The organism is Dehalococcoidia bacterium (genome assembly GCA_035574915.1).
Lineage (GTDB): Bacteria > Chloroflexota > Dehalococcoidia > DSTF01 > WHTK01 > DATLYJ01.
Map to the genome: position 1 here is coordinate 1 of DATLYJ010000058.1, position 14,702 is coordinate 14,702.

The following is a 14,702-nucleotide window of genomic DNA, read 5'->3' on the forward strand; positions in this document are numbered from 1 at the left end:
CGCAGCCACGGCCGCCGCGGCCTTGCTGCTGGCTGCTGCCGCGCGGCTTGGCCGCGCGCCGCGCCGGACCTCCGGCCAGTCGACCTGAGGCCCTGACGGCTAAACAGGGGGCCGCGGCGGAGGCGGCGGCGGAGGCGGCCCTCCAGCGCGCCGCCGGCGCCGCTCGATCACCTTGAGGCGCGCCGTGGCGCGCTCGAGCGCGGCCATCGCCCGGGCGACGTCTATGGTGTCCTCGCGCGTCGCCAGGCGAGCGGCGGCGCGACGCCGCGCTTCCTCCGCGCGCGCGATGTCGATCTCGTCCGAGCGCTCGGCGGTGTCGGCCAGGACTATGACTTTGTTGTCGCGCACCTCCAGGAACCCCCCCGAAAGGGCAACGTCCGTTTCGACTCCGCCTCTGCGGAAGGTCAGCGCCCCTGGTCGCAGCGCCGTCATCAGCGGCGCGTGCCGCGGCAGGATCGTCAGCTCACCCTCGCTGCCGGGAAGCGTGACCGAATCGACCCCGCTCTCCTCGAACACCACCCGTTCCGGCGTAACGATCTGCAATTTCAGCGGCATGACTCTGTCTCCTGGCCGGAGGATGCCTGTGGATGTCGATGGGCGAAACTCAGAGTCCAGCTACTGACCACCATCACCACGCTCCCGTCATCGCCCCGCGAAGTCCTGCACCGGCTACCATGGCCATCAACCCCCGGCTCGCCAGTCCTACGCCCCGGCCAGCTGGCGCGCCTTCTCGGGCGCCTGGTCGATAGGACCGATGTTGTAGAAGGCCTGCTCCGGCAGGGCGTCATGTTTGCCTTCCAGGATCTCGCGGCAGCCGCGCACTGTCTCTCGTACCGGCACGTACTGGCCCGGCTGGCCGGTGAAGACCTCGGCGACGAACATCGGCTGCGTGAGGTAGCGCTGGATGCGCCGCGCGCGGGCGACGGCCAGCTTGTCCTCGTCCGAAAGCTCGTCGACGCCCAGGATCGCGATGATGTCCTGCAGGTCCTTGTAGCGCTGCAGGACGCGCAGTACCTCCTGGGCGACATCGTAGTGCTCCTGGCCCACTATCAGCGGGTCGAGCATGCGCGACGATGAGGCCAGCGGGTCCATCGCCGGGTATAGCGCCTGCTCGAAGATGCTGCGGTCAAGCGTCACGGACGCGTCCAGGTGGCCGAAGGTCGTCGCCACGCCGGGGTCCGTGTAGTCGTCGGCAGGCACGTAGATTGCCTGGAAGGACGTGATCGACCCGCGTCGCGTCGTCGTGATCCGCTCTTCCAACGCCCCCACCTCCGTCGCGAGCGTGGGCTGATAGCCTACGGCCGAGGGCATGCGGCCGAGGAGCGCCGACACCTCCATGCCCGCGAGCGTGTAGCGGTAGACGTTGTCGATGAACAGCAGGACGTCCTGGCCGTCGACCTCGCGGAAGTACTCGGCCATGGTCAGCGCGCTCAGGGCGACGCGAAGCCGCACGCCCGGCGGCTCGTTCATCTGGCCGAAGACGAGCACCGTCTTCTCGTAGACGTCGGGCGCTTCCTGCATCTCCACCCAGAGGTCGTTGCCCTCGCGCGAGCGCTCGCCCACGCCTGCGAACACGGAGCGGCCGCCATGCTGCTTGGCGATGTTGTTGATCAGCTCCTTGATGAGCACCGTCTTGCCCACGCCGGCGCCACCGTAGAGCCCGACCTTCCCGCCGCGGGCGAGCGGCGCGATGAGGTCGACGATCTTGATGCCGGTCTCCAGCACCTGCGGTTCCGTCTCTTGCTCCTCGAAGGACGGCGCCGGCCGGTGGATCGGCCAGCGCTCCCCCTCGACGGCACCCATGCCGTCCAGCGGGTTACCGAGCACGTCGAACAAGCGCCCGAGGGTCCTGGGCCCCACCGGCACCGTGATCGGCTGGCCGGTGTCGACCGCCCTGGCGCCGCGGCGCAGGCCGTCCGTGCTAGCCATGGTCAGCGCGCGCACCCAGTTGTTGCCCAGGTGCTGTTGCACCTCGGCCGTCAGCTTCGTCCCGTTGTTGTCGATCTCGACCGCGTTGTAGACGGCAGGCAACTGGTCCGGCGGAAACTCCAGGTCCACAACCGTACCGATAACCTGCACCACCCGTCCCGTCGCGCCGTTTGTCATGGCCTCTCAGTCCTCCGCTGCATGGTTCCAGTAATCAGGAAGCGGGGCCGGGGAGCAGAACGGTCCGCCCCCTCCGTCACTCCGCTGGGCATCTTCCTGCTTCCCCGACGTCACCGCGCTGCCATCGCCTCCACTCCGCCGGTGATGTCGAGCAATTCCTTCGTGATCTGCTCCTGGCGGACCTTGTTCCGCAGCAGCGTAAGCTCGCTGATCATCTCGTTTGCCGCGTCCGTCGCCGCGCGCATCGCTACCATGCGGGCGGACTGCTCGCTGGCCGCGAGCTCGAGCACCGCCCGGTACACCTGTATCTCGACGAAACGGGGCAGCAGGTTCGACAGCACCTGGCCCGCGCCCGGCTCGTAGATGTACTCGACCGCCTTGACCGCCGCGTCCTCCGGCGGCGTCACCGGCAGCAGCTCCATGATGTCCGGCGCCTGCGCCATCGTGTTGATGAAGCGCGGGTAAATGATCGCCACGCTGTCGACTTCGCCGCTGGTGTAAGCGTCCATCACCAGGCGGGAGATCGGCCGGACATCGTCGTAGGAGGGGTAGTCTCCGAGTCTGCTGAAGTTGCCGATTATCTCCGTCCGCGTCTTCGAGAAGAAGTCGATGCCCTTGCGGCCCACCGCGACCATCTTCAGCCCCGGGTGCGAGGCTACGTACGCGCCGGCCGTTCGCAAAAGGTTGGTATTGAGGCCGCCGCACAGCCCCCGGTCCGGCGTGATGAACACAAGGCCCGGCGTTTTGACCTCCCGCCGCGCCAGGAGCGGATGCGTCGCCGCAAGCTCCTCCAGCCCGGCGTCCTGAAGGCTCTCCACCACGTCCGCGAGCAGCCAGCGCAGCTGGTCAGCGTATGGCCGGTGCGACAGCGCCATCTGTTGCGCCCGCCGCATCTTGGACCCGGCCACGAGCGACATGGCCCGGGTCGTCTTCGCCGTCGACTGGATCGAGCGGATGCGCCTGACGATCTGTCGTAGTGTTGCCATTAGGCACGCTCCATATCGTCAACGGATGGTGGACGGACAGCCCCCGAGTCGTCCTCCAGGGCCAGTCCCGCCTCCCCAGAGGCCAATGACCTCGCCCGGTGGTGAATCTCACTGAGCCCCGGGACAACCTCGTTGTGCACCGCCTTGGCGGCCCCAATCGCCCTGTGGGCGAAGTCTCCGTGGGGCTTTGGCTGCCCCGGGCGCGCGGCCACACCCTTGTCGGTCAGCCGGTGGCCGAGTCCGCTTATCCGCCTGGTATCTGTTGACGAGCCGCCCATCCGTTACCGATCTCTCCGGATAATCATGAACGTCGCCCTCCCCACCGCCGCCAGCTCGCCGCGAGCGTCGCGCACGCGCGCATCCCCCACAGCGAGCGTCCCTCCCCGCCGCACGATCTCCGCCTCGATCGTCAGCGGGCCCTCGCGGGCGCCGGCGAGGAAGCTGACGTTAATGTCAGTCGTGGTCTGGCCGATGGGGCCCTCGCCCGCGGTGGCGTTCCAGGCGTTGAGGGCGATGCCTATGGCGATGTCCATGGCGGAGCAGAGCGCGCCGCCATGCGCCACACCCTGGCCGCCGTTCAGCACCCTGTCGCTCAGCGGCAGCCTCAGCGTCGCCCGTCCCGGCGCAAAGTCCACGACCTCCAGCCCCAGAAGCTGGAGATACGGGTCCGACTCCCAACGCCGCTTGACCCTCTCCAGGGCTTCGGCGTCGGTGTCCGTCGTCGGCCTATCTGTCATGGCGCTGAGGGCCATCCGCTGGTCCGTCTCCCGTTTGGCGCGGACCGCTAGAGCGGCACCGCTTGCTTGAACTCGCGGATCGCCGCCCGCATCCGTTCCTCGAGGTCCCCCGAAAGCTCCTTCTTTTCGTTGATCTCGTTACCGATCTCCGGGTGGTTGCTGTCCATGAAGGCGTAGAGGTTCGTTTCGAACGACCGCACCTTCTCCACGGGCACGTCGTCCAGGAAACCGTTTATGGCCGCGAAGATCGAGATGATCTCGCGGTGGAAAGGCACCGGCTGGTACTGCGGCTGCTTCATCAGCTCGGTCAGCCGCCGCCCGCGTTCGATCTGGCGCACGGTCGCCGGGTCGAGGTCGCTCGTGCCGAACTGAGCGAATGCCTGTAGCTCGCGGAACTGCGCCAGCTCCAGCTTCAAGCTACCGCCGACCTGTCTCATCGCCCGGCGGGCGGCGGAGAAGCCCACGCGCGACACCGAGAGGCCGACGTTGATCGCCGGCCGGATGCCGGCGTTGAACAGGTCGGCCTCCAGGAAGATTTGGCCGTCCGTGATGGAGATGACGTTGGTCGGGATGTAAGCGGAGATGTCGTTCGCCTGCGTCTCGATGATCGGTAGCGCCGTCAGCGAGCCGCCGCCGCTCGCCTCGTCCAGGCGCGCGGAACGCTCCAGGAGGCGGCTGTGCAAGTAGAACACGTCGCCGGGGTAGGCCTCGCGGCCAGGAGGCCGGCGGAGCAGCAGCGAGACCTGCCGATACGCCCAGGCGTGCTTGGACAGGTCGTCATAGATGATCAGCGCGTCGCGGCCCGATTCCATGAACTCCTCGCCCATGGCGCAGCCCGCGTACGGCGCCAGGTACTGCATCGGCGCCGGGTCGGAAGCAGACGCCGAGACCACGATCGTGTGGTCCATCGCCCCGTTTTTCTCCAGCAAACCGACGAGCTGCGCGACCTTCGCGGCCTTCTGGCCAATGGCGACGTAGATGCAGATCAGGTCCCCACCCTTCTGGTTGAGGATGGTGTCGACTGCCAGCGTCGTCTTGCCCGTGTTGCGGTCTCCGATGATCAGTTCGCGCTGGCCGCGGCCGATCTGGAACATGGCGTCGATCGCCTTGATGCCCGTCTGCACCGGCGTCTTCACCGACTGCCTGTGCGCCACGTCCGGAGCGATGCGCTCGACGGGCCGGAACTTCGTGGTGTTCACCGGGCCCTTGCCGTCGATCGGCACGCCGATGGCGTTCACGACACGCCCGAGGAGCGCGTCGCCCACCGGCACCTCGACGATGCGGCCGGTGGTCTTCACCATCTGGCCTTCCTCGATGCCCGTGTAATCGCCGAGGATCATGGCGCCGACCGTCTCTTCCTCGAGGTTCAGCGCCAGCCCCATCGTGCCGTTCTCGAACTCGACGAGCTCGGAGTACATGCAGTCCGAGAGGCCGTGGATCCGGGCGATGCCGTCGCCCGCTTCCACTACCGTGCCGACGTTCACCTCTCGCGTCTCGGCGCCGAACTGCTGGATTTGCTGCTTGAGGATCGCCGTGATTTCCTCAGGTCTTATTGCCATGGTCGCTACCCCTCAGTCCGCGAGTTCTTGACCTGCCAAATGTCCGGGGCGTGGTGCTGGTAGTGCATGTAGGTCCACCCCGGTATCCACTCCGCCGCCTTGACCTCGATGTCCGCGACGATCAGCTCTTCGCCGAACGTAGCCAGCATGTCCATGAGGTCCTGGTGGCACTCCTCCAGTCGCTTCATCACCTGGTCCAGCGACATCGAGAGGCTTTTCTCGACCGCTGCGGCGTTGAAGGCGTCCTCTTCGTCCCGGTTCGGCCAGGTGAGGTGGCTGCCGTTGCCGTTCGCGATCTCGTTGATGCGCCGCGCCGCCTCTTCTTCCCAGGCCGCTATGTGCGCGAAGACATCCTTGAGCGACCAGCCCCCGGCGCCGTCCCGGCGCGTCATCTCCTCATCCGTCAGGCCCCGGGCCGCAGAGGCAAGCTCTGCCCAGTGAGCCTCGATCTCATTGATGAGTCCGTCCAGCGTCCCGAGCGAAGGTCCGGAGAGGAAGTCCTCTTCGTCCTCGAAGGCGTCGAAGGTCACCTGACAGCCCCGACCAGCGTGCTCCTCAGCGCTTCCAGCTTGCTCTTCGTGCTGCCGTCCAGTAGGCGGTCGCCGATCTGGACGATTACGCCGCCCAGGATACTCGGGTCGACCTCTGTCTCCAGGAGGATCCGGCGTCCCGTGGACTCGCTGAGGCGCTGACTAAGCGCCTCGCGGTCGGCGTCCGTCAGTTCCACGGCGGTCACCGCCCTGGCTCTCGATACGCCCTGGTGCTCCTCGACCAGCCGCCCGAACTCGGCCGCGATGTCCCTCGCCAGGGCAGTCCGCCCCTTGTTCACGAGAAGGTGCGCCAGGTTGAGCGCCGTACGCGGCAGGTCGCCGAGGCCGGCCTCGATGAGCTGGTGCTTGACATCCTGCGGCACACGCGTGTTCGCGAGCACGCGCGCCGCGTCACCGTCGCTCAGGAAGTGCGCGATGCGGGCCAGCGCCTCTGACCACGCCGCGAGATTGCCCTCCTCGCGGGCGACCTCGAACGCCGCCTGGGCGTAGCGCTTTGCTGCTAGCTCGTTTGCCACCTGCCCCCCGGGCCCGACTTAATTAGCACTGCCTGAATCGCGGAAGCTCGACTGCGCCAGCGCCTCCTGGATCAGACGCTGGTGCGCGTTGCGGTCCAGCGCCTGCCCCACCACCTTCTCGGCCGCCGAGATCGCCAGGTCCGCGAACTCTCGCCGCAGTTCCGCGATGGCGTTGTCGCGCTCGAGCTGGATCTCGTTGCGGGCGCGCAGGAGCAGCGCCTCGGCCTGCTGCTGCGCCGACTGCCTCGCTTCCTCCTGCAGGCGCTGCGCAACCTGCTGCGCCTGTTGGACGATCGCCTGACCCTCGCGCCGGGAGGCATCGATCTGCTCCTGGGCGATGCGGGCCGCCTCGATCTCCCGCTGACGGCTCTGCTCCGCCGCCGAGAGGCCTTCGGCGATCTTCCGCTTGCGCTCGTCAAGCATGTTCAGGATGGGCTTGTATACGAACACACGCAGCAGGATCAGCAGGGCAACGAAGTTGACCGTCTGCGCCACCAAGACCGGCAGATTGATGCCAAGGTCTGTTATGCCGAGAACGACCACGGTGATTACCGCCCTCTCCGCCTGATTAGAATACGAAGCCCACCATGATCGCCACGACCAGCGCGTAGATGGCGATAGCCTCGGCGAACGCGATCCCGAGGATCATGTTCGTCTGGATCACGGGCTGCGCCTCCGGGTTGCGCCCCAGCGCCTCCATCGCGCGGCCGACGAGGTTACCGATCGCCAGCGCGGGCGCCAGACCTCCCAGACCGATCGCGATGGCCGCGGCTATGAATCGCAGGCCCTCGTCGCCGATTGCCAGCAGGGGTATCTCCATTCCCTAGACTCCTCCTTACTTCAAGTCCTTCCCGTGGAAGGACAACCAACCGACTAGTGATGCGCCGGCTCCGCGGCCTCCTCTGCATGCTCGTGCTCCTCCGGCCCGTGGTGCGAGACCGCGAGCGAGGCGAACACGAGCGTCAGGGCGCCGAACACGAACGCCTGGATCGCCCCGACGAATAGCTCCAGGCCGTAGAACACGACGAGGATCACCGAAACCAGCGGGATCAGGAAAGTCATCACCAGAAGCAAGATCTCCCCCGCCAGCAGGTTGCCGAAGAGACGGAAGGAGAAGCTGATCAGCTTCGCCACTTCAGCGACCGCCTCGAGGAGGCCGACGAAGAAGTTGATCGGGCTGCTGAAGTTGATGAACTTGCCCGCGTATTTGAAGAAGCCGAGGCTCGTCACGCCCCAGTACTGGATGAAGAACACCGCGACGATGGCGAAGGACGCCGGCGTCATCAGGTCCGTGTTGATGCCCCGCAGGTAGGGCGCGAGGATGCCGATGCTCTCGCCCTCGCCCACCACGCCGTGCGTCGCTTCTTCGATGGCGTGTTCCCGGCACTCCAGCGCCGCGTGCTCGTCCAGGCCCTCGCAGTCATCGGCGTGGATCTCCACGTCCTTCGCCCCGAAGGGCACGTATTTGATCGCGCCGCCCTTGAAGACAATGCCCTCTTCGTGGAACTCGCTCTCCTCGGCGTGGATCGGCTCGAAGATGCCGATGCTGTTGAACAGCGGCGTGAGCGAAAGCCAGTTGGCGAAGGTGATGTAAATGAACAGCGTGGCAATCAACGGGAAGAAGCGCCGCCCGTTCTTCTCGCCCGCCACGCTGGTCACGAACCCGTCGATCAGGTCGATGATCGCTTCGCCGAGGTTGTAAATCCCGGACGGCACAAGGCTGCGCTTGCGCGCGACCATGATCCAGAACACGAGGACTATGGCCATTACCACCCAGGCCGTGAACAGCGTGTTCAGGATGACGATGTCGAAGATGCCGTGCCCGTCGCCCGTGATCTTGAGCAGGGGCTCACCCCGGATCTCGATGATCGGCTTGGCTGGCTTGATGACCAGGAATGAGAGGGCGAAGGAGACGATCGTGAAGAGGACAACGCCAAGAATGACGGCCCGTCTGTTCACTGCTTCCCTCGTTGCTGGCTGCTAATCTCGGTCAGGACATTCCTCAGCTGCACGTAACCGCCCCAGAAGGCCATCAATAGCCCCAGTGCCAGGCCGGCAAGGGTGAAGATCGGCTCCGAGTCCACAGCCCGGTCCAGAAACACCCCGCCCGCGACACCGAGGATGACGCTCAGGGCCACGAACCAGCCGATGCCGATGAGCTGGACCGCGGGCGGCAGCCCCTGCATCGGCCGTAGTTTCGGCTTCCGGGGCTCCCCCAAGACCTCAGGACCTCGGCATTCGTGACAACGCGAACAATATCATGGGGTCTTTTTAGGGACAAGGAGCGCCGTCGATGCCCCGATAGGCGCCGTCACTGGCCCGCGGCGCACTTCAGCACGGCAAAGCCTAAAGTGCTGAAATGCTGAAGTGCTGAAGTGCTGAAAATGCTGCCTCAACGCGCTCGCGGGTGCGCCTTCTCGTACGCCTCACGGATGTGCTCGCGGCTCACCTGCGTGTACACCTGCGTCGTAGAGATGTTGGCGTGGCCCAGCAGTTCCTGCACCTTGTGGATGTCCATGCCGCCCCGCAACATGTGCGTCGCAAAGCTGTGCCGCAGCGTGTGCGGCGTAACCCGGCCTTCGATGCCCGCCTCGCGGGCGTAGGCCTTCAGGATCAGCCAGAACCCCTGTCGCGTCAGGCGTTCGCCGCGCCGGTTCACGAACAGCGCCGTCTCGTTGCGCTCTCCGACCAGCCGCGGGCGCGCGAACTTGATGTACTCGCTCACTTCCTGGCAGGGCTGCTCCAGGAGCGGTATCTGGCGCTCGCGGTTACCCTTGCCCACCAGCCGGATGTAAGGCTTGGGCACGTCGAGGTAAGCATCGCCGACGTCCAGGGACACGAGCTCGGTCACCCGGAGCCCGGTGGCGTACATCAGCTCCAGCATCGCCCGGTCCCGTTTTGCCTCAGGCGTATTGCGGCGGGAGGGCTGCTCCAGGAGCTCATCGATCTCCTGCACGGTGAGCGGCTTCGGCAGGCTGCGCCCCACCTTCGGTGAAGCCAGCGACTCCGCCGGGTTGCTCCCAAGCTTGCCCTCCGCCTGGAGATAGGCGAAGAAAGACTTCACGGCCGCGACCTTCCGCGCGACCGTCGCCTCCCGATAGCCCCTTGTCTTCAGATAGAGGACGTAGTCGACGATTACCTGCTGCGGGACCGCACTCCACTTGATGCGGCTACCGTTCTTGCTCGAAATGAATGACTCCAGTTGAGTCAGGTCATTGCGGTATGCCGCGATGGTATTGCCCGAGGCGCTCTTTTCAACGGAGAGGAACTCGAGAAAGTCATTGATGGACGCGTCCACGAGGGTGGGCCTCCTGGGCTGTGCCTCCAACCACGCGGGGTCTCGGAGAGTCTGCGGCATTTTAGTGCCGGTTCTCGGCTCTGTCTAGGCTCGCCAGGCTTTTCATAAGCACGATCTTCGTATTCGAGAAAAGGGCCGCATCTCCTCCTCAGGAGCGGCGTTCTGGCATCCGGTAGGCGCCTTCGCCGATGAGCGGGACGAACCTGCAGCCTCCCTTTCGCGTCTCTCGCGTACCCTGCGGCGTCCGCTCCACCAGGACCAGTTCCTGGTCACCGAGCGGGCCCACGGGCAGCACCAGGCGCCCGTCCGGCGTCAGCTGCTCCACCAGCGCCTCGGGCACGCGCGGCGCCGCGGCTGCGCAAGCGATGGCGTTGTAGGGTGCGCCCTCAGGCCAGCCGAGCTGCTCGCCGGCCACGTGCACGACGACGTTCGCATAGCCTAACTCCTCCAGCACGGCCGCGGCGCTCTCGGCCAGCTCCGGTATGCGCTCCACGGTCACGACCTCCCGCACCAGGAGGGACATCAACGCCGCCTGGTAGCCGGAACCCGTGCCGATGTCCAGCGCGCGGTCCTCGGGCTGCAGGCGCAGCAGGTCGAGCATGATGGCGACCACCAGCGGCTGCGAGATCGTCTGGCCGTGACCGATGGGCAGCGGCGTGTCATCGTACGCCCGGTGGCGAAGCTCCGGCGCCACGAACCGCTCGCGCGGCACGCGGCCGAAGGCGTCGAGGACGCGCTCGTCTCGCACGTGCGGCCGCAGCGACTCGACCATCGCCGCCCGGGCGGCCGCGTAAGGGTCATGGCCTGGGCGCGGCCACTCCATGACACCACGCTACCACCGACGGCGACGGTCGATAAGGGCCGGAAGGCCCGCGCCAGGGCGGTTGGCCGCCGCAGGGCCGATGGCCACCGAGTGGCTGCCGCCCGCGCAGCGACAGGCAGCTATGCCAGGCCCGCAGCCCGCATACGGTCGGCAACGTAGGCCTTGATCCGCTGGATGTCGGCCGGAGTGCCCCAGCCGCGGCCGTCCGCGACGGCGTCCTCGATGTCCCGCACGAAGGTCGCGCCGCCCCAGGCCTCGTACAGGGGCTCTAGCGGGAAGTCGCCCGCCTCGGCGAGATAGCCGCGGCGCCAGTGGACCGCGAACTGCTTGCGGACAAGCTGCAAGAGCGGCCTCACAGGGCTGGGCGGGATGGGGGCGGCGGTGAGGATTGCCTGCGTGCGCCCGAGGTCGGCCCGGCGGTCCGCGAGGCCGGAAAAAGAGAAGTCGAGGACGCCCGTGATCCCGCTCGAGTCCGCGAGGACGTTGAGGGGGTGGTAATCGAAGTGGCAGAGGGCGTCGTCCCGGCAGTCTGCGCGGACCGCGGCCGAGAGCTCCGGGTATGCCTCCAGGTCGCACCACGCGGAGTCCTCCCAGGCCAGTTCCCGGGGCGCCAGGCGATGATAACGGGCCTGAAGGCGGCCGAACTCGTGTGCCAGCGAGAAGAGCCGCCAGAGCTTCTTCTCCAGGATCGTGACGATGGGAATGCCCGGCAGCCAGGTCATCACGAAGTACGGCAGGTCTCCGTGCTGCCCTGTGGCCTCCACCTCAGGCGCCGCCAGTCCCGCAGAGCGCATGGCACTGATCGCAAGCAGCTCTCGCCGGGCGCTCTCATGGGTGCCGTCCCGGGGGCGGTAGAGGCGCAGTCCGTGGCGCTTGCCGTCCGGTGTCTGGAACCGCCAGATCACGGTGTCCCAGCCGCCCTCTATTTGGACGATGTCCTGTGGGTCCGGCCAGCCGGCTTCGGCCAGGATCTGGCGAGGGTCGGCGTCGGTCGTCGGCGCATTTCGAGCCATTGATGCGCTAGTCTAGCGCCCCCTATCCCGTGGCGCACGGCGGCTGGAGCAGGCACCCGGCTCGGGGCCGCCCTTCGGGATGCTACCCGCGGTCCCTCGCTCCGCGTCCTGCGGCCTGCGCTAGACCTTTATGACGCAGCATGCGCCCAAAATCGTGGTTCTCCCGATACGGCGCCGGGACGCAGAGGCCTATAATCCAGGCAAGACAGCCCTCGGAAGCGAGGCGCCCGGCAGCGCCCGGGGCTTTGCGACCAGGCGCCGCCCCGCGAGATATGCTGTCTCAATAGGGGCACGTCATGTGCTGTCGCACCCACGTATATCCGATTCACCTGGAAGTGGCCGCTTCGATACTCAGCACCGGCCAGTTCCGGCCCCTTTACTACCGCGCCGGCAGTCAGATCGCCATCACCTGGGAGCGCGCCGTCCCCGAGGAGGGAATCGTAGTAGGCGCGGCCCTGACCGAGGACTCGCTCCAACTGACGATCTCGCCCGCCATCAGCACCTTTGCCGACCACTTCGGCAAGCGCGTCGGCGCCGGCATCTACTTCGAGATCGCGGCCCGGTACGCCGAGAAGGTCGCTGGCGAGGTCATCCAGAGAGCGACCGTGGCCGGCTGCCGTCGGGATGGCCACTCCCAGGAGCTGGTGATCGCCCGCTACCCCCGCTATCCGCTCGACTTCGAGAAGATCTGCGCCGGCTTCCAGGCCGCCATCCTGCAGGACGCCGCCTGAGGCGCTGCTAGCGGCGCCGCTCCGGCGGCGACAGGATCTCGTCCACCATGCCGTATTCGACCGCCTGCTGGGCGTCCATGTAGAAGTTGCGGTCGAAGTCCGTCTTGATTCGCTCCGGGCTCTGGCCTGTGTTCTGCGCCAGGATGTGGCGGATCTTGTCGTTGATGCGGATAGCTTCCCGCGCCTCGATCTCGATGTCGGCGGCCTGGCCCTGGACGCCGCCCATCGCCTGGTGCATATGGATGGTCGAATGCGGCATCGCGTAGCGCTTCCCGGGCGTCCCCGAGGAGAGCAGCACCGTGGCCATGCTCGCGCTCAACCCGACGCAGTAAGTGGCGACATCGCAGCGGTTGAGGTTCATCGCGTCGTAGATGGCGAGGCCGGCGTGCACCTCGCCGCCGGGGGAATTGATGTACATCGAAATGTCGCGCTCCGGGTCCTCGCGCTCGAGGTGCAAGAGCTGGGCGATGATCGCGTTCGCTACCTGGTCGAAGATCGGCGTGCCCAGGAAGATGATGCGCTCCTTCAGGAGCATCGAGTAGATGTCGTAGTGGCGCTCGCCCCGGGGCGTCGTCTCGATGACGGTGGGGATCACGGCCCGCAAGCGCGCGGGCGCCGCCCGTAGCAGCGCAGAAGGGTCTTGGATCGGCGCTATGTATCGCTCTGGGACGAAGTCACGAATGTCCGGCTGTTCCATATCGCTCCTTACAGGCCTGCGGCCACGTCTCGGCCGCTCCCGGCGGGAATCATGTGCATCGACAACAATTTCGGCCCTGGCGGGGCCCAGGCATCAGGCAGTGCGCGCTTGTCGCCCCACGCCGGCGCGCAGGGGCCCAGCGCTACGAGCCTTCCTCGCTCATGCGCCCCGGGTCCCGTGTCCAGGCTCATGCGCGCGCCGCGGGCCGAAGGGCTCTGCCACCAGCGCGCGAGCGAGTGCCTGTCCTCGAGCCCCAGCTCCGAAAGCGCGCGAGTGATGTGCCACTTCACCCCGTCGACGGTCATGCCGACTTCAGCAGCGATCTGGCTGTTCGTCTTGCCCTGGACCACGCCGTCGAGGATGCGCGCCTGCACCTCGCTTGGCCGCCAGGGCCGGCTCTGCCATCGGTATCCTTCGCGCCTCATACAGCCATTATCACGGCCCCTAAACCAGTGTCACTACCCGGCGCTGAATACGCCTAGGCCGGCAGTGTTTGGATCCCGTAAGCAGCGAAGCGCGTATCGCGTGTGACCAGTGTCAGACCTTCCGCCGCCGCCTGGGCGACGAGCATTCGGTCGAAGGGGTCGTCATGGTGCCGATCCAGTGACCCGGCACTGTAGGCGTGTCCGATCGTTATAGGCAGCGCCTCGAAGCGGTGGCGGCGGAGCTGATCCTCGAGGTCGCTCGGCGCATCCAGCCTGCCGAGCTTCTGCTTGATCGCGATCTCCCAAACGCTTGCCGGGCTCACGAAGACCGAGGCTTCGGGGTTTGCGAGAGCTTCCCTGGCTGCATCGCTGAGCTTCGGGTCGTTTGTCAACCACCATAGAAGGACGTGAGTATCGAGCAGCAACCTCAATCTCTCTCGCCTCGGAAGGCAGCTGCGATCTCCTCAGGCAGCTCGTCAAAGTCGGGCGCGATCCACACCCGGCCCTCCCATCCACCGGGCTTGCGCGGCTGCTTCTGCTCCGCATGCGGCACGAGCTTCGCGACCGGCTTTCCGGCGCGCGCAATCACTATCTCCTCTCCCTGCTCCACGCGCTCGAGGAGTTTCGATAGATGCGTCTTGGCTTCGTGGACGTTCACCTTGGTGGTCATGCGCTTAGTCTAGCTTAGCTAAGTCAACCGCTCAAGCGCGCCGGCGCCCTACTCCCTAAGCCTCCGGGCCGCCGTCCGCCTCCTCCAGCAGGTGGATCGGCGGCAGGCCGAAGGGCCGGCCCCCGGTCGCCGCGGCGCGCCTCCGCCGTTCTGTCTGCTGGCGTTCCGCGCGTTCGAGAAAGTCCGCTAGCCGGCGCTCCGACACCAGCCACTTTCGCCCCAGTTGCAGTCCCGGGAGAGTGCCGTCCTGCAGGTATCGGTACACGGTGTTCTTATCGATACCCAGCTGCTCCGCCACCCACTCCGGACTGCGATAGTCCAATGTCTTGCTTATTTCGCCCACTTGAGCCTCGTTAGACCATCTTTGGCCTCGTCTAGCCTACCACAGCCTTGATAAGGCAGCCACCTGGCATATAATCTCGCCACCACAGCCCTGATCGACGGGAGCAAGCCATGAAGCTGCACTGGTTCCACCTCATGCCCTATCCGGACCTGCCGGACGACTTCAAGGAGAAGCACCGCAGCGTCTGGGTCGATGTCGACTCCCGCCTCTTCGACCCCGTCCGCGGACACGAGGTCTACAACGAGTAC

General features: G+C 66.5%; 20 protein-coding genes. 1 reads left to right on the forward strand and 19 read right to left on the reverse strand.

Annotated elements, in window-relative coordinates:
• Nucleotides 1-99: 99 nt before the first annotated feature.
• The 14 genes from VNN10_05495 to VNN10_05560 all read right to left on the reverse strand — a co-directional run bounded on the left by VNN10_05495 (nt 100) and on the right by VNN10_05560 (nt 11,588).
• Nucleotides 100-555 carry a F0F1 ATP synthase subunit epsilon gene (locus VNN10_05495; protein ID HXH21462.1) on the reverse strand — a complete coding sequence of 152 codons (456 nt, stop codon included), beginning with the start codon at nt 553-555 and terminating at the stop codon, nt 100-102.
• Between the two features lie 147 nt (nt 556-702).
• On the reverse strand, nt 703-2,106 hold the full coding sequence (atpD, locus tag VNN10_05500; GenBank protein ID HXH21463.1) for a F0F1 ATP synthase subunit beta: 1,404 nt from the start codon (nt 2,104-2,106) through the stop codon (nt 703-705).
• Between the two features lie 110 nt (nt 2,107-2,216).
• Nucleotides 2,217-3,092, reverse strand: coding sequence for an ATP synthase F1 subunit gamma (gene atpG / locus VNN10_05505; GenBank protein ID HXH21464.1), 876 nt, complete (start codon nt 3,090-3,092; stop codon nt 2,217-2,219).
• Between the two features lie 281 nt (nt 3,093-3,373).
• Nucleotides 3,374-3,829: a PaaI family thioesterase gene (locus VNN10_05510; GenBank protein ID HXH21465.1), complete on the reverse strand. Its 456-nt coding sequence runs from the start codon at nt 3,827-3,829 to the stop codon at nt 3,374-3,376.
• A gap of 47 nt (nt 3,830-3,876) precedes the next feature.
• Nucleotides 3,877-5,388 (reverse strand): F0F1 ATP synthase subunit alpha, encoded by a 1,512-nt coding sequence (gene atpA / locus VNN10_05515; GenBank protein ID HXH21466.1) that lies wholly within the window; start codon nt 5,386-5,388, stop codon nt 3,877-3,879.
• A 5-nt stretch (nt 5,389-5,393) separates the two neighbouring features.
• Nucleotides 5,394-5,918 carry a DinB family protein gene (locus VNN10_05520; GenBank protein HXH21467.1) on the reverse strand — a complete coding sequence of 175 codons (525 nt, stop codon included), beginning with the start codon at nt 5,916-5,918 and terminating at the stop codon, nt 5,394-5,396.
• Nucleotides 5,915-6,454, reverse strand: coding sequence for an ATP synthase F1 subunit delta (atpH, locus tag VNN10_05525; protein ID HXH21468.1), 540 nt, complete (start codon nt 6,452-6,454; stop codon nt 5,915-5,917). Before atpH ends, VNN10_05520 begins: the two co-directional genes overlap by 4 nt.
• A gap of 18 nt (nt 6,455-6,472) precedes the next feature.
• Complete coding sequence (atpF, locus tag VNN10_05530; protein HXH21469.1) at nt 6,473-6,997, reverse strand: F0F1 ATP synthase subunit B; 525 nt, start codon at nt 6,995-6,997, stop codon at nt 6,473-6,475.
• 25 nt (nt 6,998-7,022) lie between these two features.
• Nucleotides 7,023-7,274 carry an ATP synthase F0 subunit C gene (atpE, locus tag VNN10_05535; protein ID HXH21470.1) on the reverse strand — a complete coding sequence of 84 codons (252 nt, stop codon included), beginning with the start codon at nt 7,272-7,274 and terminating at the stop codon, nt 7,023-7,025.
• A gap of 53 nt (nt 7,275-7,327) precedes the next feature.
• Nucleotides 7,328-8,413, reverse strand: coding sequence for a F0F1 ATP synthase subunit A (locus VNN10_05540; protein ID HXH21471.1), 1,086 nt, complete (start codon nt 8,411-8,413; stop codon nt 7,328-7,330).
• On the reverse strand, nt 8,410-8,640 hold the full coding sequence (locus tag VNN10_05545; GenBank protein HXH21472.1) for an AtpZ/AtpI family protein: 231 nt from the start codon (nt 8,638-8,640) through the stop codon (nt 8,410-8,412). Before VNN10_05545 ends, VNN10_05540 begins: the two co-directional genes overlap by 4 nt.
• 206 nt (nt 8,641-8,846) lie before the next feature.
• Entirely contained in the window at nt 8,847-9,752 is a 906-nt protein-coding gene (xerD, locus tag VNN10_05550; protein HXH21473.1) for a site-specific tyrosine recombinase XerD, read from the reverse strand.
• A gap of 148 nt (nt 9,753-9,900) precedes the next feature.
• Nucleotides 9,901-10,575 (reverse strand): protein-L-isoaspartate(D-aspartate) O-methyltransferase, encoded by a 675-nt coding sequence (locus VNN10_05555; protein HXH21474.1) that lies wholly within the window; start codon nt 10,573-10,575, stop codon nt 9,901-9,903.
• Nucleotides 10,576-10,694: 119 nt separating this feature from the next.
• A complete protein-coding gene (locus VNN10_05560; protein HXH21475.1) occupies nt 10,695-11,588 on the reverse strand; it encodes an aminoglycoside phosphotransferase family protein in 894 nt (297 codons plus the stop codon).
• Between the two features lie 296 nt (nt 11,589-11,884).
• Here VNN10_05560 and VNN10_05565 point away from each other — a divergent pair, with 296 nt between their 5' ends.
• On the forward strand, nt 11,885-12,319 hold the full coding sequence (locus VNN10_05565) for a hypothetical protein (GenBank protein ID HXH21476.1): 435 nt from the start codon (nt 11,885-11,887) through the stop codon (nt 12,317-12,319).
• A 7-nt stretch (nt 12,320-12,326) separates the two neighbouring features.
• Here the strand turns inward: VNN10_05565 and VNN10_05570 are convergent, their stop codons facing one another.
• From VNN10_05570 to VNN10_05590, 5 genes are read right to left on the reverse strand one after another with little or no spacing between them, the layout of a single operon-like run.
• Nucleotides 12,327-13,016: an ATP-dependent Clp protease proteolytic subunit gene (locus tag VNN10_05570; protein ID HXH21477.1), complete on the reverse strand. Its 690-nt coding sequence runs from the start codon at nt 13,014-13,016 to the stop codon at nt 12,327-12,329.
• 8 nt (nt 13,017-13,024) lie between these two features.
• Nucleotides 13,025-13,441: a helix-turn-helix transcriptional regulator gene (locus tag VNN10_05575; protein HXH21478.1), complete on the reverse strand. Its 417-nt coding sequence runs from the start codon at nt 13,439-13,441 to the stop codon at nt 13,025-13,027.
• Between the two features lie 53 nt (nt 13,442-13,494).
• Nucleotides 13,495-13,872, reverse strand: coding sequence for a type II toxin-antitoxin system VapC family toxin (locus tag VNN10_05580; protein HXH21479.1), 378 nt, complete (start codon nt 13,870-13,872; stop codon nt 13,495-13,497).
• A complete protein-coding gene (locus VNN10_05585; protein ID HXH21480.1) occupies nt 13,869-14,111 on the reverse strand; it encodes a type II toxin-antitoxin system Phd/YefM family antitoxin in 243 nt (80 codons plus the stop codon). The genes VNN10_05580 and VNN10_05585 overlap by 4 nt, the downstream gene beginning before the upstream one ends.
• A 55-nt stretch (nt 14,112-14,166) precedes the next feature.
• Nucleotides 14,167-14,454, reverse strand: a complete 288-nt coding sequence (locus VNN10_05590) for a helix-turn-helix domain-containing protein (GenBank protein HXH21481.1) — start codon at nt 14,452-14,454, stop codon at nt 14,167-14,169.
• Nucleotides 14,455-14,702 lie beyond the last annotated feature (248 nt).